We start from the raw sequence: 25,071 nt of genomic DNA on the forward strand, positions 1-25,071 counted from the left end.
ACTACCGGCGCGCTTCCTTGAGGCGTTCGCTCCAGGCCGTGATCTGCGTCTCGATCACGGTCTGGTCGGCCACGACGCGAACCTCGAGCGTCTCGGCGGCCTCGTATGCGATGCCCGTTCGCCTGGATGCCTCGAGCTGCGTCTTCACGAGATCCAGCAGCTCGCTCGGACCGGTGACCTTGAAGGCCGGCACCGACGAGTTGCCGGTCAGCGCCGCGATCTGCTCGACCAGCGATCCGATCGCCTTGTCGCGCACCGCATCGGTGAGGAACGGCAGCAGGATCCGCGCCACCGAGCTTGCGATGTTGGTTTCGATCTCGCGGCACGCCGCCTCGAAGCCGCTGACGATCGCGACCGCCTGCTGGTCGGACCATTTGGCCCGCTCCTCGCCGAGCCGGATCGCACTGCGGACGCGCTCCTCGGCCAGCTTGGCGTCGGCTTCCGCGACGCCCGCGGCATGGCCGCGTCGATAGGCATCGTCCAGCAGATTGACCGGCGGCGCTTCCGTCGCAGGCACCGGAGACGGCGCCTGAAGCTGCGTCTGGGCCTGCGGTTGCGCTTGAGGCTGCGGATCGCGCCTCGCCTCCTTCGGCCTGGTCAGCACGTCCTGGATTTTCGGCGGCGGAGGCGGCGGCGACTTGACCCGGCCATTCGCGTCGAACTGCGTCAGGAGTTTTCCGATTGCCGCGTTCATGCCGCCTCCTCGCGTCGCATCCAGTCTTTAAGGATCGCCGCCGCCTGCATCTGATCGAGCCGGACGATCTGCTCCAGCCGCTTCTGCGGCGTTCGCTGCATCTTGCCTTCGAGGTCTTCGACGAGGTTGAGCTCGGCCTCCTCGCTGTCGGCCAGCGCAAGGGCCGCCGAAGCTTCGAGCTGGGCGGCCTCGGTCGCCTCGACCTGCTCCTGCTGCGCGCGATGGGTCAGAATGCCGTTGACCGCCGGCCGCAGCCCGAACCAGACCAGCATCGAGGCCACGGCCAGGATCGTGATCGCGTTGATGACGCTGCCGAGCTGCTTGTTGATCATCTCGACGAAGCTGATCGGCGGCACCGGCGCCAGCTCGCGCGATCCTTCGATGAAGTCGACGGCCGTCACCTGGATCTGGTCGCCGCGCGCCTTGTCCAATCCGCCCGCCGTCGCCGCGAGCTGGCTGATCTCGGCGAGCTTGCTGTCGATGATGGCCTGGTTGCTCTTGTCGCCGAGATCGGCGACCAGCCGCGCGCGGTTCACCAGCACGGCGATGAACAGCTTCTTGACCGAATAGCCGTCGCTGACCGTCGTCGTGGTCTTGGACGAGACCTCGAAATTGGTGACGTCCTCGCGGCGGGTCTTGTCCTCGCTGGAGTTCTTGCCGCCGCCCGCATTCACCTGCTGGTCGGGGAGGTTCTGCTGCACCGTGGTCGGCGACGAACGGTCGGCGTTCTGGGAAGATTCCTTCTCGCGCACGGCCCGCACCGAGCGCTCGGCGCGGCTCTCGGGATCGTAGACCGTCTCGTTGATCTGCCGCTTGTCGGTGGACAGCTGCGGAGCGACGCTCACCTCGAAATTGTCGAGGCCGAGATACGGCGTCAGCGCCTTGCGGATGTTCTCCTGCACCATGCCGCTGACCGTCTTCTGCAGGCTCGCCATCTTGGTCGGCGCGGCGCTGGCCTCGTCCTCTTCAGCGAGCAGCATCGAGCCGTCGGCGTCGAGCACCGTCACCTTGTCGCGGCTCATGCCGGGAATGGCGGCGGCGACGAGATGCCGGATCGACTGCGCCGTGCGTGCCTCGATCGCGCCGTCGGTGCGCAGCACGACCGAGGCCGAAGGCGGCTGCTGCGTCGCGCGGAACGATCCGCGCACCGGCAGCACGATATGCACGCGCGCCGCCTTCACGCCCTTCATCAGCTGGACGGTGCGGGCGATCTCGCCCTCGAGCGCGCGCAGCTTGGTGACCTCCTGCATGAACGAGGTCAGCCCGAGCGAGCCGATCTTGTCGAACAGCTCGTAACCGGAATTGGCGCTGGTCGGCAGCCCCTTCTCGGCGAGCAGCATCCGCGCCTGCATGGTCTGGCTCGGACGCACCGAGACCGCATCACCGGCGGAATTGACGTCGAAGGTGATGTTCTGCTCGCGCAGCGCCGCGCCGATGCGCGTCACGTCTTCGCGGGTGAGGCCGGTGTAGAGCGTCTCGAACTCGGGGCGGCTGAGATAATAGGCGCCGCCGACGACGGTGACGAGAACCGCAAAGCCGATCAGTCCCAAGGCCATCAGGCGTCGCGGCCCAAGCTCCAGCAGATTGTTGAGCAGTTGCTGTACCTGCGCACGACTGAGCATATGACCTCGTACCAATGCGAATGGTGAGGACACTCAGCTGCCAACCTTGTCTGAAGGTTGCGCGAGGCGCGAATGTGCGGGTTCGCTGGCGCGGCGTTGCAATTTTACAAGGCTGGACGATGCAATCGGTTTGGCAGCCACGAGCGAGCGATCGGGCGCACGGCAGCCCGACCGGCTGCAGCGTGGCGCCAGAAGTATGACGTCGGGAGGTCGATTGCCGGCACATCGCGTGTCGGGGCGCCCACCATCACGGCGGGGACCGTGCTCCCTGAGGGAGCACGGTCGTTTTCGAAAGCGCCGCTTAGCCGCGGAACAGCGACAGGATGCTCTGGCTGTTCTGGTTGGCGATCGAGAGCGCCTGAACGCCGAGCTGCTGCTGGGTCTGCAGCGCCTGGAGCCGGGTCGATTCCGCGTTCATGTCGGCGTCGACGAGCTGGCCGACACCGCGATCCACGGAGTCCATCAGCGTCTTGACGAATTCCGTATTGGTCGAGATGCGGTTCTTGACCGCACCGAGATCGGCAGCGGCCGAGGCCACCGAGTTGATCGCAGCGGTGACCTTCGAGATGTAGCCATCGAGCGTGGTCTGGTCGGCCGCCGAGTCGGTCAGCGCGGAGATGTTGATCGTGTCGACCGAGGCGCTGGCGGCCACGGTGTCGAGAATGCCGGTCTGCGTGGTGGAGTAGAGCGTGTAGTTGGCGGTCGTGATGGTGATCGAACCGATCGTCGGGGTTCCGCCGACACGCGAGTAGGACGAGACGAGGTTGAAGCTCGTCGGGGTGGTACCCGTCGTGGTGCTCAGCCAGTTGATGCCGTTGAAGGTGGCCGAATTGGCCTTGAGCTTCATGTCCTGCTGGATCTGGGTGATGTCCGCCTGGATCTTGGTGCGGTCGATACCCGCGGTCTTGGCTTCGACCAGCAGCGCCTGCAGCTTGGTCAGGCCGGATTCCTTGTCGCCGATCACCGAGGTCAGAGCGGTGTATTCGGTGTCGACGGTCGCAGCCGACAGACCGAGCGAGTCGGAGACCGCGGACAGTGCGGCGTTGTCGGAGCGCATCGAGGTCGCGATCGACCAGTAGGCGGCGTTGTCCGAAGCAGTGGACACGCGCTGACCGGTGGAGATCCGGTTCTGCGTGGTGGCGAGTTGCGCGCTGACAGACCGCAGGGTCTGGAGCGCGGTCATGGCGGAGGAGTTGGTGAGAAGGCTAGAACCCATTTTGATGTCCCTTTGAAGATTGAAACGAGCTTAGGGGACATACCGGGCTTGCACCGGTACGACAGAGCGGCGTCATGCCTTTGGGCGTGCCGCAAACGCGGGTTCAAGGCCCAATCTGTCGTAGCGGGGAGGTTAACGAGCGAAGCTTGTGCGGGGCTTGTGGCTCTGTGCTCTGCCTGCAACTGGCAGCCGAAATGACGGCGTGCGCAGCGTGACGCCAAACGAAAGGGGCCGCGCTTCGCGAGAAGCGCGGCCCTCCCCCGATGATCCAAGCCTTAGCGGAACAGCGACAGGATGCTCTGGCTGCTGTTGTTGGCGATCGAAAGCGCCTGAACGCCGAGCTGCTGCTGAACCTGAAGCGCGGCAAGGCGGGTGGATTCCGCATTCATGTCCGCGTCGACGAGCTGGCCGACACCGCGGTCAACCGAGTCCATCAGCGACTTCACGAACTCCGTGTTGGTCGAAATACGGTTCTTGACGGCACCGAGATTGGCGGCGGACGCGGCCACCGAGTTGATGGCGGTCGTGACCTGCGCGATGTAGCCATCGAGCGTGGTCTGGTCGGCTGCCGAGTCCGTCAGCGCGGAGATGTTGATCGTGTCGACCGAGGCGCTGCCGGCCACGGTGTCCAGAATGCCGGTCTGGGTGGTCGAGTAGAGCGTGTAGTTGGCGGTCGTCACGGTGATCGAGCCGATGGTGGGCGTGCCGCCGACGCGAGAATACGACGACACCAGGCTGAAGCTCGTCGGCGTGGTGCCGGTCGTCGTGCTCAGCCAGTTGATGCCGTTGAAGGTCGCGGCATTGGCCGTGCTCTTCATCTGCTGCTGGATCTGGGTGACGTCCGCCTGGATCTTGGTGCGGTCGATACCCGCGGTCTTGGCTTGCACTAGCAGCGACTGGAGCTTGGTCAGACCGGAGTCCTTGTCACCGATGACCGTGGTCAGAGCGGTATATTCGGTGTCGACGGTCGCAGCCGACAGACCGAGCGAGTCGGAGACGGCGGAGAGCGCGGCATTGTCGGCGCGCATCGAGGTGGCGATCGACCAATAGGCGGCGTTGTCCGAAGCGGTGGCCACGCGCTGACCGGTGGAGATCCGGTTCTGCGTGGTGGAGAGTTGCGAACCCACAGACCGCAGCGTCTGGAGTGCGGTCATGGCGGTCGAGTTCGTAAGCAGGCTTGACATTGCGAATGTCCCTTTATGTACGCGTTTACATTTTCACGAGGGGACATACCGGGCTTTCACCGGTACGGAAGGGCGGCATCATGCCTTTGGACCGATCTGTATGGGTCCAACCCGCCGTGCCGCATTGCTAGCACGCCGAATCTTGCTTCCGGATTAAGATGGGCTTGAATTCCGCAGTGAAATCATATGGTTAACATTACGCCCCGCTAACCATAACCAGTGCGTTTCGCTTAACCATAAAGGGCCGGCCGGCGATCGCGGCGCTCACGAGAACGAGCGGACCAGTCCGGAGGCCAGCAGATTCCAGCCGTCGATCAGCACGAAGAACAGCATCTTGAACGGCAGCGCGAGGATCGTCGGCGGCATCATCATCATGCCCATCGACATGGTCAGCGTCGCCACGATCATGTCGATCACCAGGAACGGCAGGATGATGAGGAATCCGATCTCGAACGAGCGGCGGAGCTCGGAGATCATGAAGGCCGGAATGATGACGCGCAGATCGATCCGCTTGTCGTCGAACTTCCTGCGGAAGCTTTCGGCGGCGAGCGCTTCGAAGGTCTGGAGATCCTTGTCGCGGACATGGGCCAGCATGAACTCGCGGAACGGATCCGTGATCTTCAGATAGGCCTCCTCCTCCGATATCTCGTTCTTCATCAGCGGCTGGACGCCGCTCTCCCAGGCCCGGTCGAAGGTCGGCGCCATCACGTAGAAGGTCATGAACAGCGCGAGACTGATCAGCACCAGGTTGGCAGGTGTGGTCTGGAGGCCGAGACCGGCGCGCAGGAACGACAACGCCACCGCAAATCGCGTGAAGCTCGTCACCATGATGAGCAGCCCCGGCGCCACCGACAGCACCGTGATCAGCGCCATCAGCTGGATGATCCGGCCGCTGGTCGAGCCGTTTCCGGGCGGCAGCAGGGAATTCAGGTCCGGAATCTGGGCCAGCGCCGCTTCGGGCAGCACGACCAGAACCAACGCAAGCAGCAGGACTTTCACCCTCACTGGATCACCAGCGTCTCGATGATCAATTCGCGGACCTTGCCCGACGAGCGGATATTGGCGCGCTCGGTCAGGTCGTCGCGCAGATGCTGGAGCCCGCGCGATCCCTCGAACTGGGTAACGGTCGCCGACCGAAGATAGGTCACGATGTCCTCGCTGATATGGGCGGCCAGAATGCCGGCATCCTCGTCGCTCATGCTGTCGGTCACCATCGAGGCTTCGATGCGTGCCCAATTGTTGGCCGGCGCGGCGAGATTGGTCACGATCGGGGACAATTTCCTGAGCCGCGCGCTGCCGGCGTAGCTCGAGGCGATCGGCGGCGGTGTGGCGCTCTTCTTCGCGTCGGCAACGCGCTCGGCGGTTGCGATCAGATGCAGGCCGGCAACCGCGCCTGCGCCGATCGCGATCAGGGTCAGCACGACGATGGCGGCGATCAGGCGCATGGCGTCCCCTGCCATCGCGACGCGGTGCCGGTCTCAGAACGGTGCCACGGCATCATAGATCCGGTGTCCCCATCCAGGCTGCTGCACGTCTGATAGGTTTCCACGCCCGCCATAGGACACGCGCGCCTCGGCGATCTTGTCGTAGGAGATCGTATTGGCCCGCGAGATATCGCGCGGACGCACGATGCCGCCGACGTTGAGCACGCGCATCTCCGTGTTGACGCGAAATTCCTGCGAACCGCTGATCATCATGTTGCCGTTCGGCAGCACGTCGGTGACGATGGCCGCGATCGACAGCTTGATGTCTTCGGTGCGGTCGATCTGGCCGTTGCCCTTGATCTGGGTGTTGCTGCTGAGATTGGCGTTGGCCGAACCCGTGTCTTTCCATCCGGCGACGTCCATCAGCCAGTCGAGCCCGAACTTCACCTGCGAATCGCGCGAACGGCCGGTCTTGTTGTCCAGCTTGGCCTTGTCCTGCATCGAGATGATCACCGTCACGACGTCGCCGGTGCGGCGGGCGCGGGGATCGCGGTAGAGATCGGTGCCGTCGTCCCAGGTGGAGCGGTAGCTGACGGGCGTGCGCATGCGCGGCGTCACCGGGATCGGATCGGCCTGCATCCGCAGGCCGCTGCCGACGGGCGACATCTGCGGACCGATCAGGACTTCGGCCGGATCATGATAGCACCCGGCCAGGAGCACGGACGCCGCGAGGAGGGAGAGGATCGGCTTGTTCATCTATTTGGTCTTTCCGTCGTCCACGCGACGCATGCCGCCGAGCAGGTCGGCGAGGTGCGCCGCGCGTGCCGTGTCCATCTCGTTGAAGATCGCGCTCGAGCTGCGCGGGCTGAGCTTGGCGAGCACGGCGGCGGCGGTCTCGTCGGCCATGCCGGCGATCTGGGTCGCCGCAGCTTCGGGCTTCATGCGCGAATAGATCTCGACGACGCTGGCTTCGGCCTTTTTCAGGAAGTCGTCGCGCAGCGCCATCCACTTCTCGTATTCGACGCGCTTGGCCTCGACTTCCGCGATGCGCTCGCGCAGCAGGCTCTCGGCCTTCTCGAGCTCCTTGAGCTGCCAAGCCAGCCTTGCGTCGACGGCGGGATCGGCGACGTTGCTGCAGAACAGGGCGATTTCGTTGTCGGGAGCCGGCGCGGCCTGCGGCAGCGCTGGCTTCGGCGGCGCCGTGACGCTGCCGGGCTTGGCCGGACGGACCGGCGCGGGCGCAGGTGTCGGCGTTTCCGGAGCCGGCACCGCGCCGGTGACGACGGGGCCCGAATCTTCAGCCGCCCATGCCGTGGCCCGGACCGACGCATTCTCGCCAGGTGTCGCGGTGGCCGGCGGCTGCGGCTTCTGCGGTCCGCCCGCACGAGCACGGGCGAAGGAGAGCAGGTTGAGCGGTTTCGAGGGCTTGGCCTCGTCCAGGGCGAGCACCGGCGAGACGCTCGCGAGCATTGTTGCCGCGGCCAGCAGGAGGAGTTTGGCTTTGTGATCCAGCTTCAGCATCGGGCCGCGTGCGATTCTCGCTTCAGACCTGAGCATTGAGCGACCAAGCTTGCATGACGCTTGCGCATCATTGCACGATGACGTCGGCCTGCAGCGCGCCTGCCGTCTTGATCGCCTGGAGGATCGCGATGATCCCTGACGGCTTGAGGCCGATCTGGTTCAGCCCGCGCACCAGGCGCTGGAGGTCGACCCCGCTCAGGATCGCCACCTGCGATCCGGCCTCGTTGGCTTCGACCACGGTCTGCGGGACGACCACCGTCTGTCCTCGCGAGAACGGCGCCGGCTGCGACACAACCGGCATCTCCGTGACGCGAACCGTCAGATTGCCGTGGGTCACGGCAACGGTCGATATCCGCACGTCGCGCCCGATCACGACCGTGCCGGTGCGCTCGTTGATCACGACCCGCGCCGGCGTGTCCGGCTCGACCACCAATTCGCCGATCTCGGCGAGGAAGCGGACAGGGCCGACATGACGCGGCTTCGACAGCACGATGGTGCGGTAGTCGCGCTCGAACGCGATCTGCGCGCGGTAGCGACCGCCGGCGTAGCGGTTGACCGCGTCGAGGATGCGCGTTGCGGTGACGAAGTCGGGGTTCTTCAGCTGGAGCACCAGAAACTCCATCTCGTGGAGGCTTCCCTGCACCTCGCGTTCGACCAGCGCACCGTTCGGGATGCGTCCGGCCGTCGGCGTGCCCTGGCTGACGTTCTGCGCCTGGCCTCCGACGCTGTAACCGGCAACCGTGATCGCGCCCTGTGCCACTGCATAGACCGCGCCGTCCGCCGCGCGCAGCGACGTCATCACCAGCGTGCCGCCGAGCAGCGACGTCGCATCGCCGAGCGACGAGACGGTGACGTCCATGCGCTCGCCGGGCCCGATCGAAGGCGGAAGGTCCGCCGTCACCATCACCGCTGCGACGTTGCGGGTGCGCAGCGTGGTCGGCCGCGGGGGATTGTTCGTGCTCGTGGTCTCGTTCCTGACGTTGATGCCCATGTTCTCGAGCATCGACTGCAGGGACTGTTCGGTGAACGGCGCGTTACGCAGCGTGTCGCCGGTGCCATTGAGGCCGATGACAAGGCCGTAGCCGACGATCTGGTTTTCGCGCAGACCCTTGATGTCCGCGATGTCCTTGATGCGGACGGCGGCTTGGGCGCTGGCGGCAGACACCAGCAGGATGAGCGCAAGCAGGAGTCTGGTCATGACCCGTCCACGACCTTGACGGTGCCGTCCGGCTGGACGACGCCCCTGATGATCACGCCGGTGTCCGTGTTGCGCACCGGGATCAGCGCACCGGCCGCACCCGACTGCATCGCCGAGCCGTAAGTGACGATGGACAGGCCGCTGTCCTCGACCACGACCTTGACCATGGCGCCGCGCGCGACGGTCCAGGGATCCTCCACCGCATTGGTTGGAATGGGCTGGCCCGGCAACAGCGCGCGCCGCGCCATGCGGCCGACCAGGACCTGACGTCCCTCGATGAACATGGCAACGCCGAGCAGGCTCGGCGCGAAGGCGCGCTCGGTGATCATCTCTTCGCGGATCAGCTCGCCGGCGCGGATCGAGACGGCCGGCACGGGAAGCCGCTTCTCCTCGGCCGCGGCGCCCCGCGCCGCGACGAGTACCAGCAGTACGGCGGCCAACCCGCGCACGATCAGGCTCACCCTGTTCAACATCGAGACACCGGAACTAGCGCATGCCCTTCGAGACCGTCTGGGCCATTTCGTCCGAGGCCTGGATGACCTTGGCATTCATTTCGTAGGCACGCTGCGCCGAGATCAGTTCGGTGATTTCCTTGACCGGGTCGACGTTCGAGGCCTCGAGATATTTCTGGTTGATCTTGCCGTAGCCGGCATCGCCCGGCAGCCCGACGACCGGCGTGCCGGACGCCGTGGTCTCCTTGTAGAGATTGCCGCCCAGCGGCTCGAGGCCCGCTTCGTTGGCGAAATTGGCGAGGTTGAGCTGGCCAATCTGCCGCGGATTCACTTCCGTATCGAGCTTGGCAAACACCTGGCCGGTGGCATTGACGGTGACCTCCACCGTTCCCTGCGGCACCGTGATCGCGGGGTCCAGCAGGTAACCGTCAATGGTGACGAGCTGGCCGTTGGCATTGGTGTTGAACGAGCCCGCACGGGTGTATTGCACCTCGTTGTTGGGGCCGAGCACCTGAAACCAGCCGCGGCCGTTGATCGCGAGATCGTAGGGGTTTCCGGTCTGCGTCAGCGCTCCCTGGATGTGCAGCTTGCGGATCGCCGCGGACTTGACGCCGAGGCCGAGATTGGCGCCTTCCGGAATCGGCGAGGAGCCGTTGGTGTTCGCGACGCCCTGCATGCGGTCCATCTGGTAGAACAGATCGGTGAACTCGGCGCGCGCCCGCTTGTACGACGTCGAGTTGATGTTGGCGATGTTGTTCGCGATGACTTCGATGTTGGTCTGCTGGGCGTTCATGCCCGTGGCCGCAATGGCGAGCGATTTCACTTGTCACTCCTTCAGATCAAATCGACATCCGAACGACTTCCTGGTAGGCCTGCACGACCTTGTCGCGAACCGCGACCGCCGTCTGCAGGGCCTGCTCGGCCGACATCAGCGCCTCCACGACGCGGCGCGTCGATTCCTTGCCCTGCATTGCCGAGATCGATGCGGCTTCGCCCGCCTTCAGCGTCCCGATCGCGTCGGACGTCACCTGCTTCATCACCGATTCGAAGCCGACATCGTCAGTGGCCTGTACCGAGGTTGTCGCGGCAGGCGAGACGGCCTGCGTCTCGGTCGCGCGGCTCGCCGCTTGCCCTGCGGAAATCGCGGTGGATGAAATCGCTTCAAGCATGGTCAGCTCCTCAGGAGGTCGATGCTCATGCCGAGCATGGACCTCACCTGCTTTACGACCTGGAGATTGGCTTCATAGGAGCGGTTGACTTCCCGCATGTCGGCCATCTCGATCATCATGTTCACGTTCGGCAGCTTGACGTAGCCGGCCTTGTCGGCGGCGGGATGCCCCGGATCGTACTCGACGCGATAGGGCGTGGTGTCGACCCCGATCTCCTTGACCTTCGCGAGCTGCGCGCCCGAGGCGCGGTCCATCGCGGCGTCGAAGGTGATGGTCTTGCGCTGATACGGATCGGCGCCGGCGGCGCGTCCCGTCGAGGTGGCGTTCGCGAGATTTTCCGAGACGATGCGCATGCGCGTCGACTGCGCTTCGAGCCCGGAGCTTGCGACCGTCAGAGAGGCGCTCAGTGAGTCCAGCATCTCAGTTCACCTCAGGCTTTTGCACTCGACAGGACCATGCGGTGAAACGACCGCACGATCGCCGCGTTCATCGAATAGTCGCGATTGACGTCGTTGCCCTTGATCATTTCCTGCTCGAGGCTGACGGAGTTGCCGGAGTGAACCACTTCCCAACTGTCCTTCTTCGCGGTCGCCCGCGTATCGGTCTCGGCTGCGGACAACTGCATGTGCGAGGGCGACGTCGTCGCAAGCCTGACCGGCATGCCGTCGAGCACCTTGTTGAACGGCTCGACGTCGCGGGCCCGAAAGCCCGGCGTGTTGGCGTTGGCGACGTTGGTGGCGATGGTCGACTGACGCAGCTCGAGATAGCGCGCCTGCGACGATGCGAGTTCGAAGAGATAAAGCGGTCCCACGACGGCCCCATTCTGATCCATTCGGGACGAGCCTAGGGCGTTAAGCTTTCGTCAAGCTGTTGCGCGAAGCACCATCCGCGGAAATCTATCGGACGTTCTCGGGCCGCGGCGTCTGCTTGGATTGGAGGAAGTAGATGATCTCCGCGACGGGCCGGAAGAATTCCGCCGGAATCACCTGGTCGACCTGGACCGCCTCGTAGAGCGCGCGCGCCAGCGCCTTGTTTTCGATGACGGGGATTCGGTTCTGCTCGGCGACCTCGCGGATCTTCAGCGCGATCACGTCCATGCCCTTGGCCACGACGAGCGGCGCGGCGCTTTCCTCGCGCTTGTAGCGCAGCGCGATCGCGAAGTGCGTCGGGTTGGCAATCACCAGCGTCGCGCGCGAGGCCGAGGCGATCATGCGCTGGCGCGAACGGTCGCGCGCCAGCGAGCGCAGGCGCGCCTTGATCAAGGGATCGCCTTCCGCCTGCTTGTGCTCGTCCTTGATCTCCTGCTTGGTCATGCGCAGCTCGCGCCGCCAATGGAAGCGCGCCCAAGCGAGATCGATCGCCACCAGGACGATGGTGGCGATGCAGATCGCCGAGACGATGCGCATCGCGATGTTGAGGATCATCTCCGGCAGCGCGACCGGATCGGTGTACATCGCCTCGAATGCCTTCGCTTCGGACGCGCGCAGCACGAAGGCGACGACGGCGGTCACCGCACCAAGCTTGAACAGCGACTTGGCGAACTCGATCAGGCCCTGCGTTCCGAACAACCGGCTCCAGCCGCTGACGGGAGAGATTCGCGACAAGTCAGGCTTGATGCGCTCGAGCACGAAGCGCGGCGCGTTCTGCAGCAGCGAGGCGGCGAGCCCGAACACAACGAGGATGACGACCAGCGGCACCAGGAACCGCAGGGCCTGCAGGCCGACCACGGTGAGCAGGTTCTGCGCGTCCGCGCCGCTGGAGAGCGGGAAGCCCTCGGGATCGTCGAGGAGGCTCTTCAGGGTCGGCGTCAATTGCTGCACGCCCTGGCCGATCAGGAACGCCTGGATCACCATCAGCGCGGCCATCGAGGCGAAAATGGAGGCCTCCCGAGAGACCGGAATCTTGCCCTGTTCGAGCGCATCGCGGACTTTCTTCTCGGTCGGCTCTTCTGTCTTGCTCTCCTGATCGGATGTTTCTGCCATGCCCGTTTAGCGGTCAGCGGAAGACCAGCTCATCCTCCTGGTCGGGGTTGAGCTCGATTTCGCCCTTCTCCGCGAGGTCAAGTGCGAGGTCGGTGATCACACGGCGCGCCTCGAGCACGTCGCGCTGGTTCGACGGTTCGCCGATCGCGAGCTCGGCCTCGACGACGCGGCGGACGCGCGAGGCGACCGCGGACAGGATCACCTCGCGGAAATGCTTGTCGGTGCCCTTCAGCGCGACCACGATGCGGTCGGTCGGAACCTGGTCGAAGATCATGGTGCGCGCCTTCGGCGCCAGGTTGATGACGTCGTCGAAGGTGAACAGCAGCTCCTTCAGCACCTCGGCCGACTTCGGACGCTTCTCCGACAGGCTCTTCAGGATGTCCTCGATGTGGCCGCGCTCCATCTTGTTGATGATGTCGGCGACGCGAGCGTAGGTGTCGGCGCCGAGGTTGCGGGCGAAATTCAACGTCAGATCTTCGTGCAGGGTCTTCTCGAGGACCTTCATCGCGTCATCAACGATCGGCTTGAGGCTGAGCACGCGCCGCATCAACTCGTTGCGCAGGCTCGACGGCAGCTGGCTCATCACTTTGGCGGCGCAGGACGGCTTGACTTTGGACAGGATGAGCGCCGCGGTCTGCGGATGCTCCTTGGACAGATAGGTGGCCAGCGAATTTTCCGACACCGACGAGACGCGGTCCCACACAGAGCGGCTCGAATTGCCGAGCAGGTCCGTCATGATCGCCGAAACCTGATCAGCCGGAAGCACGTCGCCGAGCACGGCCTCCAGACCGCCGAGGGTGCCGAGAATGTTCGCGCCCATCGAGAATTGCTGGGCGAACTCCTCGACGATTCCCTCGAGCTCCTGCGCGGTGATCGGCCGCAGCTCCGCCGCCGCCTTGGTGACGATGCGGATCTCCTGCGGCTCGAACTGCTGCAGCACGCTCGCGGCCGCCTGCCGGCCCATGGCCAGCAGGAGCGCGGCGACCTTTTCCGTGCCGCCCAGCGTGGTAACGCCTCGCTGCTTGACGGGAGCGATGCCGACCGGTGCCGCCATGGTCAGGTATCACCCTGCCCCAGCGGCCCGACGATCTCCGTGAGCGAGACGCCGAAGCGGGAATTGTCCTCTTCGACGACGACCACCTCGCCGCGGGCGACGATGCGGCCGTTGACGACGACATCGACGGGCTCACCGACCCGGTGATCGAGCGGGACCACCGCGCCGCGTCCGAGCTTCATCAGGTTCGCCACCGGAATGGTCGCCGATCCCAGCACCACCTGCATGGTGACGGGAATGCGCAGGATAGCGTCGACATTGGCGAACTTGCCGGTCTCCTCGGCCGTGCGCTGGGCGATCTCGGCCAGGCGTTCGAGCGGTGACGTCTCGGCCTCAGTCGATGCAGATGCAGACTCATAGTCGAAGGATTGCGCCATTTGGTATTGCCTCTTGGTATTTCCGCTGCCGGAGCGCCGCGGCGTTCCGGTCGTATTCTTCTGCCGGGTGAGGGCTTCAGTGCTTGTTCAGATCGGCGGTCGCCGCCGTCGCGATTGGTGCGAGCCCGCTCCGCGCGTCGAGCGCCGCGATCGCCTCGTGGGCCTGATCGATCTTCGTGCTCAGCACGTTGGCAAGGCGTCCGAGATTTGCGGTGGAATCGTGCGCCGCGGTAATCACGGTGTCGAAGGCGCCCGCGGTCTCGTGCACGATGGTCGAGAATTCGCCCTGATAGCTGCGCAACCGCGCCAGCTCGCGGTGCATCCGGGTCACCCGCATGCTGGTGAAGGCGAGCGCGATCAGCAGCACGGCATCAACGAGATAGGATATCATCGACGAACTCCCGCTTCTGATCGACGGGATCGGACACCTGCATGGCGTAATAGCCATCAAGCTGGCCGATCTGACACCAGAACAGCACCTGATTGTTGCTCTCGAGGCGAGCCAGCGTGCGCGGCGTGGCCTCCAGCTCCAGCACCTGCCCCACCTTGAACTTCACGACGTCCTCGAGCGAGATCATCTTCTCGTCGAGCACCGCGCTCAGCGTCACCTCGGTACGCTGGACCTCGCTCTCCATCTGCTCGCGCCAACGCGGATCGGTCGTGCGGCCGTCGCTGGCGGTGACGGTTGCAAGCTTCTGCCTGAGCGGGTTGAGCGCGGAGTGCGGAATGATCAGGAACATCTGACCGCCGCGGTAGAGCGCCTGCACCATCATGTTCGCGCAGATCGACATGTTGCTGGCGCGTCCGATCGCCAGCGACGCCATCGCGGTCTCGACACGCTCGACGCGGAAAGTGACGTTGGACGTTCCGGCGAAGGCGCCCTGCAGCGCCTTGGCGAACCGCTCGAACAGCGCCTGGACCAGCCGGATCTCAATGTTCGAGAACGTGCGTTCGACGTCAAGCGGCGGTTCCGCTCCGTCGGAGCCGAACATCGCCTCGACCATCGTGAACACGAAGTCGCGGTCGAGCATGATGATGACGCGCGAGTCCCACTGCTCGGCATAGAGGACGGCCGCGACCGCGTTGCCCTCGTAGTCCTTGATGATGTCGCCGAGCGGATCGTTGGTGATGCCGTTGACCGAGAAATAGCAGGGCGTTCCGGCCATCGGCTGCAGGCTGTCGGTGCACGATGCCGCCATGCGATCGAAGATCACATTGAGCATCGGCATACGGTCGATCGATATGCCGGCAGCGTCCAGCAGGTAGTTCGGCAGCTGCTTGCGCTGATCGACCTCGGCGTCTTCCATCATCATGCGCGCGCCGCCTTGGGTTCAGCGTCGGCAACGACGGCCTTGGGACCTGCGATCGTCTCGTTCTCGACGACGTCGATCGAGGGACGTTCGCTGCTCGAGATCATCTTGCGGCCGTGCTCGACCGCGATCTGGGGCATGGCGCCGTTCATGAACGCCAGCAGCGTCTGCTTGACGATGATGTAGGGCCGGCACTTCTTCTCGCGCATCATCTTGATCTTGATCGCGAAGGGCGAAATGATGCCGTAGGACAGGAAGATGCCGGCGAAGGTGCCGACGAGAGCGGCGCCGATGAAGCCGCCCAGCAGCTTCGGCGACTGATCGAGCGCGCCCATCGCCTTGATGACGCCGAGCACCGCAGCGACGATGCCGAGGGCCGGCATCGCCTCCGACACCGTCACCAGTGCATGGTAAGGAGCCAGCTTGCCCTTGACGATGGTGTGGATCTCCTCGTCCATCAGCGCCTCGATCTCGTGCGTGCGCGCATTGCCCATGATGATGAGACGGACGTAATCGCAGATGAACTGGAGCAGCGAGGGGTCGCCGAGCACGCTGGGGAATGCCTTGAAGATCTCGGAGTTCGAGGGGTCGTCGATATGCGCCTCCACCTCGTTGCGGCCCTTGCCCCGCAGCTCTCGCATCAAGGCGTGCAGCGCGCCGAGCAGGTCGAGGTAATAGCGCTGTCCCGGCACCGCGTTGGTGATGGCCTGCATGCAGGCGACGCCGCTGTCGACGACCGTCTTCCACGGATTGGCCACGATGAAGGTGCCGACCGCCGTGCCTATGATGATTACGAATTCCCACGGCTGCATGAGCACGGCCAGGTGCCCGCCCATGGCGGCAAAACCGCCGAGCAGCGCCGCTACCGTGATGAAAATCCCCACGAAACTGCCCAACGCGCCGCTCCATCGCCGATCCCACCGGGAATACCTAGTCGGCGACGCTTGCGCGAAGCTGGCTTCGAGGTCGCCAGCCCCGCGCAAGCAATTGGCGGCAGCTTGAAGCGGCGTCGCAAACGGCGCCAGAGGGGCGCGTGTCATGCTATCCACCATCGCGGACTACACCAGGCTGACCAAGGACATGGGCAAGTCGCTGACGCAGGTCGCGCAGCAGCCGGATGTCAGCCGCGAGACCGACTACTTCCTCAGCCATATCGGCAAGGTTAAGACCATCGACGACTTCCTGAAGGACTATCGTCTCTACTCCTATGCGATGAAGGCCTATGGCCTCAGCGACATGACCTACGCCAAAGCGTTCATGCGCAAGGTGCTGACCGAGGGGGTCGCGAGCAAGGACGCCTTCGCCAACAAGCTGACCGACGTCCGCTATCGGCAATTCGCAACCGCCTTCAATTTCGCCGCGCTCGGCGACAAGGCGACTCAGACCGCCGCGGCCACGACCGGGACGGCGACCCAGTTCGTCACGCAGACGATGGAGGAGAAGGCCGGGGACCAGAACGAGGGCCTGCGGCTGGCGCTGTATTTCACCCGCAAGGCTTCCACCATCACGACCGCCTACCAGGTCCTGGCCGACAAGGCGCTGACGCAGGTGGTGCAGACCGCGCTCGGCCTGCCGGCGACGATCAGCTCGGCCGACATCGACGCCCAGGCCAAGATGATCGCGGACAAGATCAATCTCGCCGACTTCCAGGACCCGGCCAAGGTGACCAAGTTCGTGCAGCGCTTTGCGGCGATGTGGGATGCGACCCAGGCCCAGAACGACAGCTCGACCAATCCCGCGCTGGTCCTGATCGCCGGCGCCGCGACGTCGGTCAGCATGGATACCAACGTGCTGGCGACGCTTCAGAACATCAAGTTCAACAGGTAAGTCATGCAATCGGCTCTCTATGTGGGATTGTCGGCGCAGGTCGCCCTCGAAAAGCGCCTGCAGACGATCGCCAACAACGTCGCCAACGTCAACACGGCGGCGTTCCGCACCGACGTGGTGAAGTTCGAGACCGTGCTGTCCAAGGCGGGCCCGACGCCGGTGGCGTTCTCCTCGCCCGGCGACAACATCATCTCGCGTGAGATGGGCAACATCACCGAGAGCGGCAACCCGCTCGACGTCGCCGTGGTCGGCCAGGGTTGGATCGCCTTCGCCGGTCCGAACGGCACGGTCTACACGCGCGACGGAAGGCTCCAGATCGCCCCCAACGGCGATCTTCAGACCGTGAGCGGCTTTCCGGTCGTCGATTCCGGCGGCGCGCAGATCACGCTCGACCCGAACGGCGGACCGATCTCGATCGCGCGCAGCGGCGCGATCATCCAGGACAACAACGAGATCGGCACCATCGGCCTGTTCAGCATCCCGGCCGACGCCAATCTCGAACGCTACGGCAATTCCGGCGTGACGCCCGACCGGCCCGCGACCGCCATCGCGGACTTCTCCCGCGACGGCTTCAAGCAGGGTTATGTCGAGGGCTCCGGCGCCAATCCGATGATGGAATTGACCAAGCTGATCGCGGCCTCGCGCGCCTTCGACGGCACCAACTCGATGATCGAGGGCACCGAGAGCTCGCTGCAGAACGCGATCCGGACGCTCGGCGAACCCGGCAAGTAGAGTGTGCCGCGTGCGCAATAAGGTTGGACGGTTTCCTTGAACGCTCTTCGGCAACTCGAGTGGGCGCTGCTGGAGCTTCAGCAGAGCACTCCCCTGGCAAGCGTCAGCGGCGCGATCTCCGAGATCGCGCCGACGCATTTCCGCGTCTCCGGCCTGTCGCGCTTCGTCAGGCTCGGCGAGCTCATCGGCGTCGATTGCGGCGGCAAGCGCCAGATCGGCGAGGTGGTTCGAATCGACAGCGACGGCATCATTGCCAAGCCGTTCGACCGGCAATTCGGCGGCGGGCTCGGCTCGGTCGCCTCCCGCATGCCGCCTCTGTCCTTTGCGCCCGATCCGAGCTGGAAGGGCCGCGTCATCAACGCCCTCGGCGCGCCGCTGGACGGACTGGGGCCCCTCACGCAAGGGGCGCAGGCGGTCTCGGCCGAGACCGAAGCGCCGTCGGCCATGAAGCGCGCACGCGTGCACAAGCCGCTGCGCACCGGCGTGCGCGTCATCGACCTGTTCGCGCCGATCTGCGCCGGCCAGCGCGTCGGCATCTTTGCCGGCTCGGGTGTCGGCAAATCGACGCTGCTCGCGATGCTCGCCCGCAGCCAGGGCTTCGACACCGTCGTGCTCGCCCTGGTCGGCGAGCGCGGCCGCGAAGTGCGCGAGTTCATCGAGGACGTGCTGGGCAACGACCGTCACCGCGCTGTCACAATCGTGTCGACGGGCGACGAAAGCCCGATGATGCGCCGGCTGGCGCCGAAGACGGCGATGGCGGTCGCCGAATATTTCCGCGACCGCGGCGAATCGGTCCTGCTGATGGTGGATTCGATCACCCGCTTCGCCCACGCCGCTCGCGAGGTCGCGCTCGCCGCCGGCGAGCCCGCGGTAGCACGCGGCTACGCGCCGACCGTCTTCACCGATCTGCCGCGCCTGCTCGAGCGCGCCGGCCCGGGCGAGGAGGGATCCGGCACCATCACCGGGATCTTCTCCGTGCTGGTCGACGGCGACGATCACAACGAACCCATCGCCGACACCATCCGCAGCACGCTCGATGGGCACATCGTGCTCTCCAGGCACATCGCAGACCAGGCGCGCTATCCGGCCGTCGACGTTCTGGCGTCGGTCTCCCGCCTCGCCCACAACGTCTGGGACCCGGAGGAGCGCGAATTGGTGAGCAAGCTGCGCGCCATGATCGCGAAATACGAGGATACGCGCGACCTTCGCCTGATGGGCGGCTATCAGCCGGGACGTGATTCGAGTCTCGACCAGGCGGTCGAGATGGTCCCGCGAATCTACAGCGCGATGCGGCAAGGCGCGTCGTCCCCGCCGAGCGCCGATCCGTTCCGCGAGCTTCGGGACATGCTCAAGGGCGACTGACGGATTGAGAGGGCGAGGCGCCTGCCGCGCGCCGTGCCGGTGGTTTTCGACAGGAGATTGCGCATGTCGCTACGCTTCCAGCGCATGCGCATGCACACCGGTCGCCGATTTTTCTCTTGAGCGAATTCACCCGTTCAGGTGAGCACAAGCCCGCAAACGCGATGCAAGCAATCGAAGGGTCGATCTGCAAGCAGTGCGGGAACAACCGTCACGTGTAATTCCAACGAGTTCCCTCGACGATTCCTCGGCAGAACGCACAAGTTGTGGATGACGTGCCGCCAAACACGGTCGTGATGCACAAGCTTCGATCAATTTGCATCAACGCCAGACAACAACGTGCCGTGCAATCAAACCGTCGTATAGTTGCGTGCATGTTGCGCGCGGGGCAGCGTATTGCGTTCACTATCATGTGTCTCTGGAAGTGAAATTGTCTTGAACGTTACATTCGCCTGCAACGACATCCAGTCTGCGAGAGGGTCTCTACTTGATTTTGTTGAGAAGCTCATCCATCGTTTTGGTTGAGTAGAAGAAACGTCTGCTTGTGACTTGAACTTTTGGGGGCTTCGGTTGAGCTATTCCGGTCCACCGTTCGCCGGCGACGGCAACCCGAGCTCCCGCGCGACGACGACGCTGTCGGCATGCCATCAGCGATACGGCTTCTCGCTCCGGACGATGCGACGCTCATCCGCCCAGGTCGAGCGCGTTGCGATCCGTGCCTTTGTGCAAGAGTTCGATCCGACATGCTCGTCTGACACTCAGGGCGCAAAGCGGCTTCGGGACGCCGCAGACGAAGTTCCGGGGACGAGGTAGATTCATGCCATTGGCGCGGGAAGCCGTCGAGCTGCTGGTTCAGGCGGCGAGGGCTTGGTATTTCGAGGGCAATCAGCATGGATTGCGCGATCGGGAGTGGATGGCGCTGCGCTTTCTCGGGCGCGCCAACAGGTTTTCGCGCACGCCGTCCGCACTGGCCGGCTTCATCGGCGCCACACGAGCGACTGCATCGCAGATCGTGAAGACTCTGGAGAGCAAGTCGTTCCTGGTACGAAAGCCGTCGCACGAGGACAAGCGTTCCGTCGTCCTGAATGTCACGTCCCAGGGCGAGAAATGCCTGAGCCAGCACGATCCGATCAATCACGTGGTGAACGCGGTGACGGCGCTCGGGACCGACGAGTGCATCAAGCTGCGCGACTCTCTCCGCGAGATCCTCAATCACCTCGATGCGGCCCATCAGCGGCTCGAAGCGAGCATCTGCCGGGACTGCATGTTTCTCGCAGAGCGCGGCCCGGGCACCGGCAAGGGACGTGGAAACGCCGAGTTCATGTGCCGGCTCTATCGTGCTCCGATCTCGCTCGAGGAGACCGAGCTGCTCTGCACCAGCTTCGAGCGCACGCGTGACCGTCCCAAGATCGAGCAGCATCTCGACCGCGACCGCGTGGCGAGCCAGGGCTGAGGCGCAGCGGATCGGCCGCCAAGGAGCGGCATGCGCTCCATCAACATCGTCATTGCGAGCGAAGCGAAGCAATCCAGAGTCTTTCGGCGGAGAGATTCTGGATTGCTTCGTCGCAAGGGCTCCTCGCAATGACGGAGTATGTGGGTGCAGCTTCGCTCTTCCACCTGGCATTTTGAACGCAGACACGCCTTCACAGCCTCGCGGCGCATTTCGCCCGAGCTTTACTGGTCTCGCCGCCCTCATAGACAAGAGGGCGCAGGGAAGACCGGGTGCCGACTGGCACCCGCGGTCCGCTGCGCGAAAAGCACACGCAGAAAGAACCGCACAGCAGCATACAGGTGTAGCCAAGCACTCGGCCTTCCCTGCGCGATGGTCGGACGGCTTATGCCGCGCTCTCCCGGGAGCCGAATTCCTTCTGGCCTCCCTCACCTTCGCGAAAGTCGCTAACACGACGCCGGTTGACGCCAATGTCACATTCGCCAAGGCTTGACCGTAGCAACGACGGCCAGGACCACACGGTTTTGCCGTACGCGCGGCCCGCCATTTCGCCGCAGTTTTTCCAACTCCGTCGACAGAGCCGGAAACTTACAGACGAGACGAAACCTAGCAGCGCCGTTCGTCCGCACGCGGCCGCGGGCTTACCGGGGACTACCCTCCCTGCCCGCACCTCTCGCGCCCGACGCTGCCGCGTCCACCGCAAGCCCGGCTCGCGAACAAGACGACGACGCGATCGCCCCTCAAGGTGAGCCGGGATGGGTGAGACATACGATATTTCCGAATTTCGGTAAAGAGGAATATTTTTGCCTTACCAGCTTGACGGCGGGCGAAACAGGAGCGATCGCGCAGGCGTGTTGGAGCGCAGTCCGGGACAAGGGCGGGACGGCGAGCGCGGCGGGAGCCCGGCCTCGCCTTGTATGCATTATCCCAGTTGCCATCCTTCCGCAGTTCGCTTTACATGCCCCCAACGCGCCCCGCGGATGACGGCCGGGGCCGAAAAAACACACACATTGCCAAAGGGACGGAGCATGGCGCGCAACATATTGATTCTCGGGGCTTCTTACGGCTCCCTGCTGGGCACGAAGCTGCTGATGGCCGGGCACAACGTGACCCTGGTCTGCCGCGCCAAGACGGCGGAGCTGATCAACCGCGACGGTACCGAGGTCCGCATCAAGTTGCGTGACGAGGCGGTGCACCGGGCGATCTTCTCCCGCAACCTCCCCGGCAAGCTCGATGCGGTGACGCCGGCCAATGTCGACCTCTCCCGTTACGATCTGGTCGGCCTCGCGATGCAGGAGCCGCAATACACCAACCACACGGTGCGCGTCCTCATGGTCAAGATCGCCGCGGCGAAGCTGCCGTGCCTGTCGATCATGAACATGCCGCCCTTGCCCTATCTGAAGCGGATTCCGGCACTCGCCGACATGGATCTCGAGGAGGCCTACACCAATGCGCAGGTGTGGGAGCGGTTCGAGCCCGGGCTGGTGACGCTGTGCTCGCCCGACCCGCAGGCCTTCCGTCCGCCGGAAGAAGCCGCCAACGTGTTGCATGTCGGCCTGCCCACCAATTTCAAGGCGTCGGTCTTCGCCGACGAGAAGCACAACAAGCTGCTGCGCGAGCTGGAGGCCGACATCGACGCGGTGACGCTCGACGGCCACGACGTGCCGGTGAAACTGAAAGTGTTCGATTCCCTGTTCGTGCCGCTGGCGAAATGGTCGATGCTGCTCACCGGCAATTACCGCTGCATCACGCCGAACGAGCCGCAGTCGATCCGCGATGCCGTGCACGGCGATCTCAAGCGTTCGCAGACGATCTACGACCATGTCGACGCGATCGCCCGCCGCCTCGGCGCCGATCCGCAGGACCAGGTGCCGTTCGCGAAATATGCCAAGGCCGCCGAGAGCCTGCTCAAGCCGTCATCGGCCGCGCGCGCGGTCGCGAGCGGCGCGCCCTTCATCGAGCGCGTCGACCTCCTGGTGAAGCTGATCTCGCATCAGCTCGGCGTGCCCAACGCCGAGATCGACCGCACCGTCGACACCGTGGACCAGAAGCTGAACGAGAAGATCGTGCAGGGCGGCTCCGGCGCGCACTAGCGCCGCTTCCAGCGACGTCGGCGCTCAGGCGATCAGGAACGATTGCAGCCAGATCAGGCCGGTCACCGCGACCAACGTGACCGCGCCGGTGCGTGTGACGAGATCGGGGCGCCCGAGGCGACGCGCGCCGCGTCCGAGCGTTGCACCCAGAATGATCCATGCGGCGCCGGCGGTGAGAATCTGAAGCGCGATCACGCCGAGCCACGGCACCAGTTCGAGCGGGCCGGCCCCAAGCGGCAGGAGCAGGAACGCGAAGACCAATGCTTTCGGGTTCAACAGGGTCGTCAGCAGCACCTGACCGAACGTCACCGCAGCACCGTCGCGCAGCTCGCGCGTGTTGACGCGCCAAAGCATGGCCGCGAGGCACAGGATGTAGATCGTCACGGCAACGCGGAGCACCAGCGCTGCAATCGGGATGTCGCTGATGACCGGACCAAGCGCCAGCCGCAGCACCGCGATCGCCAGCAGATAACCGCACAGCTCCGCCGCGAGCAGATGAAGGGAGCGCGAGATGCCGGCTCCGGCCCCCGATGTCGCGAGCAGGGTGTTGGTCGGCCCCGGCACCGCCAGCAGGAAATAGGTCGCCGTGAAGAAGGTCAGAAACGTCATACGGCCAGATAGCAGGTCTCGGCCCCGCTGATCTTGATCTGCGTCATTTCAGGCCCAGCGATCGCCGATGCGGCCCCATCGTCGGCGAACCGACGCCGTTCGGCACCGGGTTCCTGCCGCTCACAGTGAATGCTTTCCGGTTTTGACGTGGGCAACACCGCCTGATTCGCGCTGGAGCGCTCGACGCGCCACCGCTGGATTGATAAGCCGCTGTCCGCGAATGACGGGGACTTGAGTCGGGGACATGACGGTTGCGATCGAGATGGGGCAGACCACGGCGGGCGCCGCGGCCGCCATGGACCTCGAGGAACTGCTGGCGACCCGTCTCCTGGTGCAGGGCAATTCGGGCTCCGGCAAGTCGCATCTCTTGCGGCGGCTGCTGGAACAGAGCGCGCCCTGGGTACAGCAGGCCATCATCGATCCCGAGGGCGATTTCGTCACGCTGGCCGAGCGCTTCGGCCATCTGGTGATCGAGGCCGAGGACCACACCGAGCGCGGCCTTCAGATCGCGGGCGAACGCGCACGGCTACATCGTGTCTCCACCGTGCTCAATCTCGAAGGCCTCGATGCCGAGAACCAGATGCGGCGCGCAGCTGCCTTCCTCGGCGGAATGTTCGACGTCGACCGCGATCATTGGTACCCGATGCTGGTCGTTGTCGACGAGGCCCAGCTGTTTGCGCCGGCGGTGGCGGGCGAAGTCTCGGACGAAGCCCGAAAACTCTCGCTCGGCGCCATGACCAATCTGATGTGCCGCGGCCGCAAGCGCGGGCTTGCCGGCATCATCGCGACCCAGCGCCTCGCCAAGCTCGCCAAGAACGTCGCGGCGGAAGCCTCGAACTTCCTGATGGGCCGCACCTTCCTCGACATCGACATGGCGCGCGCCGCCGACCTGCTCGGCATGGAGCGGCGGCAGGCCGAAGCCTTCCGCGATCTCGAGCGCGGCCAGTTCATGGCGCTCGGACCTGCGCTGTCGCGCCGGCCGCTGCGTCTCAACATCGGCCCGACCGAGACGAGCCCGCGCAATTCGACGCCACGGCTGATGCCGCTGCCGGAGGCCACGCTTGAAGACGCCCGCGCGGTGATCCTCGCCGCACCACCGCCCGATGCCAGCCGGCCGCAGCGACGGCCGGCGCCGGATCTGCTCGAGCAGCTTCGCGCGGCGAAGGCCGCCGCCTTGCCGGAGATTCGGCCAGAGGCGGTCGAGGCTCCCATCAGCGCCGAAGAGCTCGCCGAGCGGCGCGAGCGCGTGGATCGTACGCTGCGTGCCGTGCTGGCCGAGCCCGATGCCGGCTTCCGCGCGATCGGCGTGCTCTATCAGGAGTTCGTGGTCCGCTGCCGCATCGAGGGCTTAGGGGCGGCAGTCCCTGATCTCAACGAATTCCGACGCATGCTGACGCATGCGCGCGCCGGGCTGGGGGCGGATCTCACCGAAGACGACGCCTGGCAGGAGGTGTCGCTGCGCGCCTCGATCCTGCCTGACGACATGCAGGGTGTGTTCATGATGATCGCGCGCGCGGCGAAGGAAGGCTGGCCCTGCCCCGGCGATGCCGCGATCGCCCGCGCCTACGGCTCGCACTCGCTGCGCCGCGCGCAGCGCCTGCTCGGTTACATGGAGGAGCAGGGCCTGATCGTCGTCCAGCTCGACGGCGGCGGACGCCGGATCGTGACGCTGGTGGAGCTCGCCTGGGCAACCGCGCCGGGCGATCCCAACGGAGATGATCAGCCGGTGGAGCAGGTCGCGAGCGCGGCGTCGGCTTGATGTTACCACGACTGAGATGCGCTCCCTCTCCCGCTTGCG

The 25,071-nt window shown here is 65.0% G+C and carries 27 protein-coding genes; 6 read left to right on the forward strand and 21 right to left on the reverse strand.

What is annotated here, in order from left to right:
* Window position 1 precedes the first annotated feature (1 nt).
* The 20 genes from ACNJYA_RS29915 to motA form a co-directional block, all read right to left on the reverse strand.
* Entirely contained in the window at window positions 2-694 is a 693-nt protein-coding gene (locus ACNJYA_RS29915; RefSeq protein ID WP_212254436.1) for a hypothetical protein, read from the reverse strand.
* On the reverse strand, window positions 691-2,316 hold the full coding sequence (gene fliF, locus ACNJYA_RS29920; protein WP_439401164.1) for a flagellar basal-body MS-ring/collar protein FliF: 1,626 nt from the start codon (window positions 2,314-2,316) through the stop codon (window positions 691-693). The genes ACNJYA_RS29915 and fliF overlap by 4 nt, the downstream gene beginning before the upstream one ends.
* A gap of 301 nt (window positions 2,317-2,617) precedes the next feature.
* Window positions 2,618-3,532 carry a flagellin N-terminal helical domain-containing protein gene (locus ACNJYA_RS29925; protein ID WP_172786954.1) on the reverse strand — a complete coding sequence of 305 codons (915 nt, stop codon included), beginning with the start codon at window positions 3,530-3,532 and terminating at the stop codon, window positions 2,618-2,620.
* Window positions 3,533-3,807: 275 nt separating this feature from the next.
* Window positions 3,808-4,716 carry a flagellin N-terminal helical domain-containing protein gene (locus ACNJYA_RS29930; RefSeq protein WP_172786955.1) on the reverse strand — a complete coding sequence of 303 codons (909 nt, stop codon included), beginning with the start codon at window positions 4,714-4,716 and terminating at the stop codon, window positions 3,808-3,810.
* Window positions 4,717-4,980: 264 nt separating this feature from the next.
* Window positions 4,981-5,721 carry a flagellar type III secretion system pore protein FliP gene (fliP, locus tag ACNJYA_RS29935; RefSeq protein ID WP_128263897.1) on the reverse strand — a complete coding sequence of 247 codons (741 nt, stop codon included), beginning with the start codon at window positions 5,719-5,721 and terminating at the stop codon, window positions 4,981-4,983.
* Entirely contained in the window at window positions 5,718-6,161 is a 444-nt protein-coding gene (locus ACNJYA_RS29940) for a flagellar basal body-associated FliL family protein (RefSeq protein ID WP_172786956.1), read from the reverse strand. Before ACNJYA_RS29940 ends, fliP begins: the two co-directional genes overlap by 4 nt.
* Window positions 6,162-6,194: 33 nt before the next feature.
* On the reverse strand, window positions 6,195-6,896 hold the full coding sequence (flgH, locus tag ACNJYA_RS29945) for a flagellar basal body L-ring protein FlgH (RefSeq protein ID WP_439401165.1): 702 nt from the start codon (window positions 6,894-6,896) through the stop codon (window positions 6,195-6,197).
* A complete protein-coding gene (locus ACNJYA_RS29950; RefSeq protein WP_439401166.1) occupies window positions 6,897-7,661 on the reverse strand; it encodes a MotE family protein in 765 nt (254 codons plus the stop codon).
* 67 nt (window positions 7,662-7,728) lie between these two features.
* The gene (gene flgI / locus ACNJYA_RS29955) at window positions 7,729-8,859 is read right to left on the reverse strand and encodes a flagellar basal body P-ring protein FlgI (RefSeq protein ID WP_128263899.1); all 1,131 of its coding nucleotides are present in this window, start codon (window positions 8,857-8,859) and stop codon (window positions 7,729-7,731) included.
* Window positions 8,856-9,332 carry a flagellar basal body P-ring formation chaperone FlgA gene (flgA, locus tag ACNJYA_RS29960; protein ID WP_439401167.1) on the reverse strand — a complete coding sequence of 159 codons (477 nt, stop codon included), beginning with the start codon at window positions 9,330-9,332 and terminating at the stop codon, window positions 8,856-8,858. Before flgA ends, flgI begins: the two co-directional genes overlap by 4 nt.
* 13 nt (window positions 9,333-9,345) lie before the next feature.
* Entirely contained in the window at window positions 9,346-10,134 is a 789-nt protein-coding gene (gene flgG, locus ACNJYA_RS29965; protein WP_172786960.1) for a flagellar basal-body rod protein FlgG, read from the reverse strand.
* A gap of 16 nt (window positions 10,135-10,150) precedes the next feature.
* Window positions 10,151-10,480 (reverse strand): flagellar hook-basal body complex protein FliE, encoded by a 330-nt coding sequence (locus tag ACNJYA_RS29970; RefSeq protein WP_212254429.1) that lies wholly within the window; start codon window positions 10,478-10,480, stop codon window positions 10,151-10,153.
* 2 nt (window positions 10,481-10,482) lie between these two features.
* Window positions 10,483-10,899, reverse strand: coding sequence for a flagellar basal body rod protein FlgC (gene flgC / locus ACNJYA_RS29975; protein WP_172786962.1), 417 nt, complete (start codon window positions 10,897-10,899; stop codon window positions 10,483-10,485).
* Between the two features lie 11 nt (window positions 10,900-10,910).
* Window positions 10,911-11,312: a flagellar basal body rod protein FlgB gene (gene flgB, locus ACNJYA_RS29980; RefSeq protein WP_172786963.1), complete on the reverse strand. Its 402-nt coding sequence runs from the start codon at window positions 11,310-11,312 to the stop codon at window positions 10,911-10,913.
* Between the two features lie 64 nt (window positions 11,313-11,376).
* Window positions 11,377-12,462, reverse strand: a complete 1,086-nt coding sequence (gene flhB / locus ACNJYA_RS29985; RefSeq protein ID WP_439364148.1) for a flagellar biosynthesis protein FlhB — start codon at window positions 12,460-12,462, stop codon at window positions 11,377-11,379.
* A 13-nt stretch (window positions 12,463-12,475) separates the two neighbouring features.
* Window positions 12,476-13,516, reverse strand: a complete 1,041-nt coding sequence (locus ACNJYA_RS29990) for a flagellar motor switch protein FliG (RefSeq protein WP_172786965.1) — start codon at window positions 13,514-13,516, stop codon at window positions 12,476-12,478.
* A gap of 2 nt (window positions 13,517-13,518) precedes the next feature.
* Window positions 13,519-13,893: a flagellar motor switch protein FliN gene (gene fliN / locus ACNJYA_RS29995; protein WP_172786966.1), complete on the reverse strand. Its 375-nt coding sequence runs from the start codon at window positions 13,891-13,893 to the stop codon at window positions 13,519-13,521.
* A 76-nt stretch (window positions 13,894-13,969) separates the two neighbouring features.
* Complete coding sequence (locus tag ACNJYA_RS30000; RefSeq protein WP_172786967.1) at window positions 13,970-14,284, reverse strand: hypothetical protein; 315 nt, start codon at window positions 14,282-14,284, stop codon at window positions 13,970-13,972.
* Window positions 14,265-15,206 (reverse strand): flagellar motor switch protein FliM, encoded by a 942-nt coding sequence (locus ACNJYA_RS30005; RefSeq protein WP_172786968.1) that lies wholly within the window; start codon window positions 15,204-15,206, stop codon window positions 14,265-14,267. Before ACNJYA_RS30005 ends, ACNJYA_RS30000 begins: the two co-directional genes overlap by 20 nt.
* Window positions 15,203-16,099, reverse strand: coding sequence for a flagellar motor stator protein MotA (gene motA, locus ACNJYA_RS30010; protein WP_172786969.1), 897 nt, complete (start codon window positions 16,097-16,099; stop codon window positions 15,203-15,205). Before motA ends, ACNJYA_RS30005 begins: the two co-directional genes overlap by 4 nt.
* A gap of 142 nt (window positions 16,100-16,241) precedes the next feature.
* Between motA and ACNJYA_RS30015 the strand changes: the two genes are divergently transcribed.
* The 5 genes from ACNJYA_RS30015 (at window position 16,242) to ACNJYA_RS30035 (ending at window position 22,664) form a co-directional block, all read left to right on the forward strand.
* Window positions 16,242-17,030 (forward strand): DUF1217 domain-containing protein, encoded by a 789-nt coding sequence (locus tag ACNJYA_RS30015; RefSeq protein WP_260382458.1) that lies wholly within the window; start codon window positions 16,242-16,244, stop codon window positions 17,028-17,030.
* Window positions 17,031-17,033: 3 nt separating this feature from the next.
* Window positions 17,034-17,762: a flagellar basal-body rod protein FlgF gene (gene flgF / locus ACNJYA_RS30020; RefSeq protein WP_172786971.1), complete on the forward strand. Its 729-nt coding sequence runs from the start codon at window positions 17,034-17,036 to the stop codon at window positions 17,760-17,762.
* A gap of 36 nt (window positions 17,763-17,798) precedes the next feature.
* Window positions 17,799-19,124: a flagellar protein export ATPase FliI gene (fliI, locus tag ACNJYA_RS30025; protein WP_439401168.1), complete on the forward strand. Its 1,326-nt coding sequence runs from the start codon at window positions 17,799-17,801 to the stop codon at window positions 19,122-19,124.
* 814 nt (window positions 19,125-19,938) lie between these two features.
* Entirely contained in the window at window positions 19,939-20,574 is a 636-nt protein-coding gene (locus tag ACNJYA_RS30030; RefSeq protein ID WP_172786973.1) for a MarR family winged helix-turn-helix transcriptional regulator, read from the forward strand.
* A gap of 1,025 nt (window positions 20,575-21,599) precedes the next feature.
* On the forward strand, window positions 21,600-22,664 hold the full coding sequence (locus ACNJYA_RS30035; RefSeq protein ID WP_439401169.1) for a ketopantoate reductase family protein: 1,065 nt from the start codon (window positions 21,600-21,602) through the stop codon (window positions 22,662-22,664).
* 24 nt (window positions 22,665-22,688) lie between these two features.
* Here the strand turns inward: ACNJYA_RS30035 and ACNJYA_RS30040 are convergent, their stop codons facing one another.
* Complete coding sequence (locus ACNJYA_RS30040) at window positions 22,689-23,273, reverse strand: LysE family translocator (RefSeq protein WP_172786975.1); 585 nt, start codon at window positions 23,271-23,273, stop codon at window positions 22,689-22,691.
* 244 nt (window positions 23,274-23,517) lie between these two features.
* Between ACNJYA_RS30040 and ACNJYA_RS30045 the strand changes: the two genes are divergently transcribed.
* Window positions 23,518-25,032, forward strand: coding sequence for a helicase HerA domain-containing protein (locus ACNJYA_RS30045; RefSeq protein WP_439401170.1), 1,515 nt, complete (start codon window positions 23,518-23,520; stop codon window positions 25,030-25,032).
* The last annotated feature ends 39 nt before the right edge of the window (window positions 25,033-25,071 follow it).

This window comes from Bradyrhizobium sp. BLXBL-01 (assembly GCF_051853025.1).
Classification (GTDB): Bacteria; Pseudomonadota; Alphaproteobacteria; order Rhizobiales; family Xanthobacteraceae; genus Bradyrhizobium.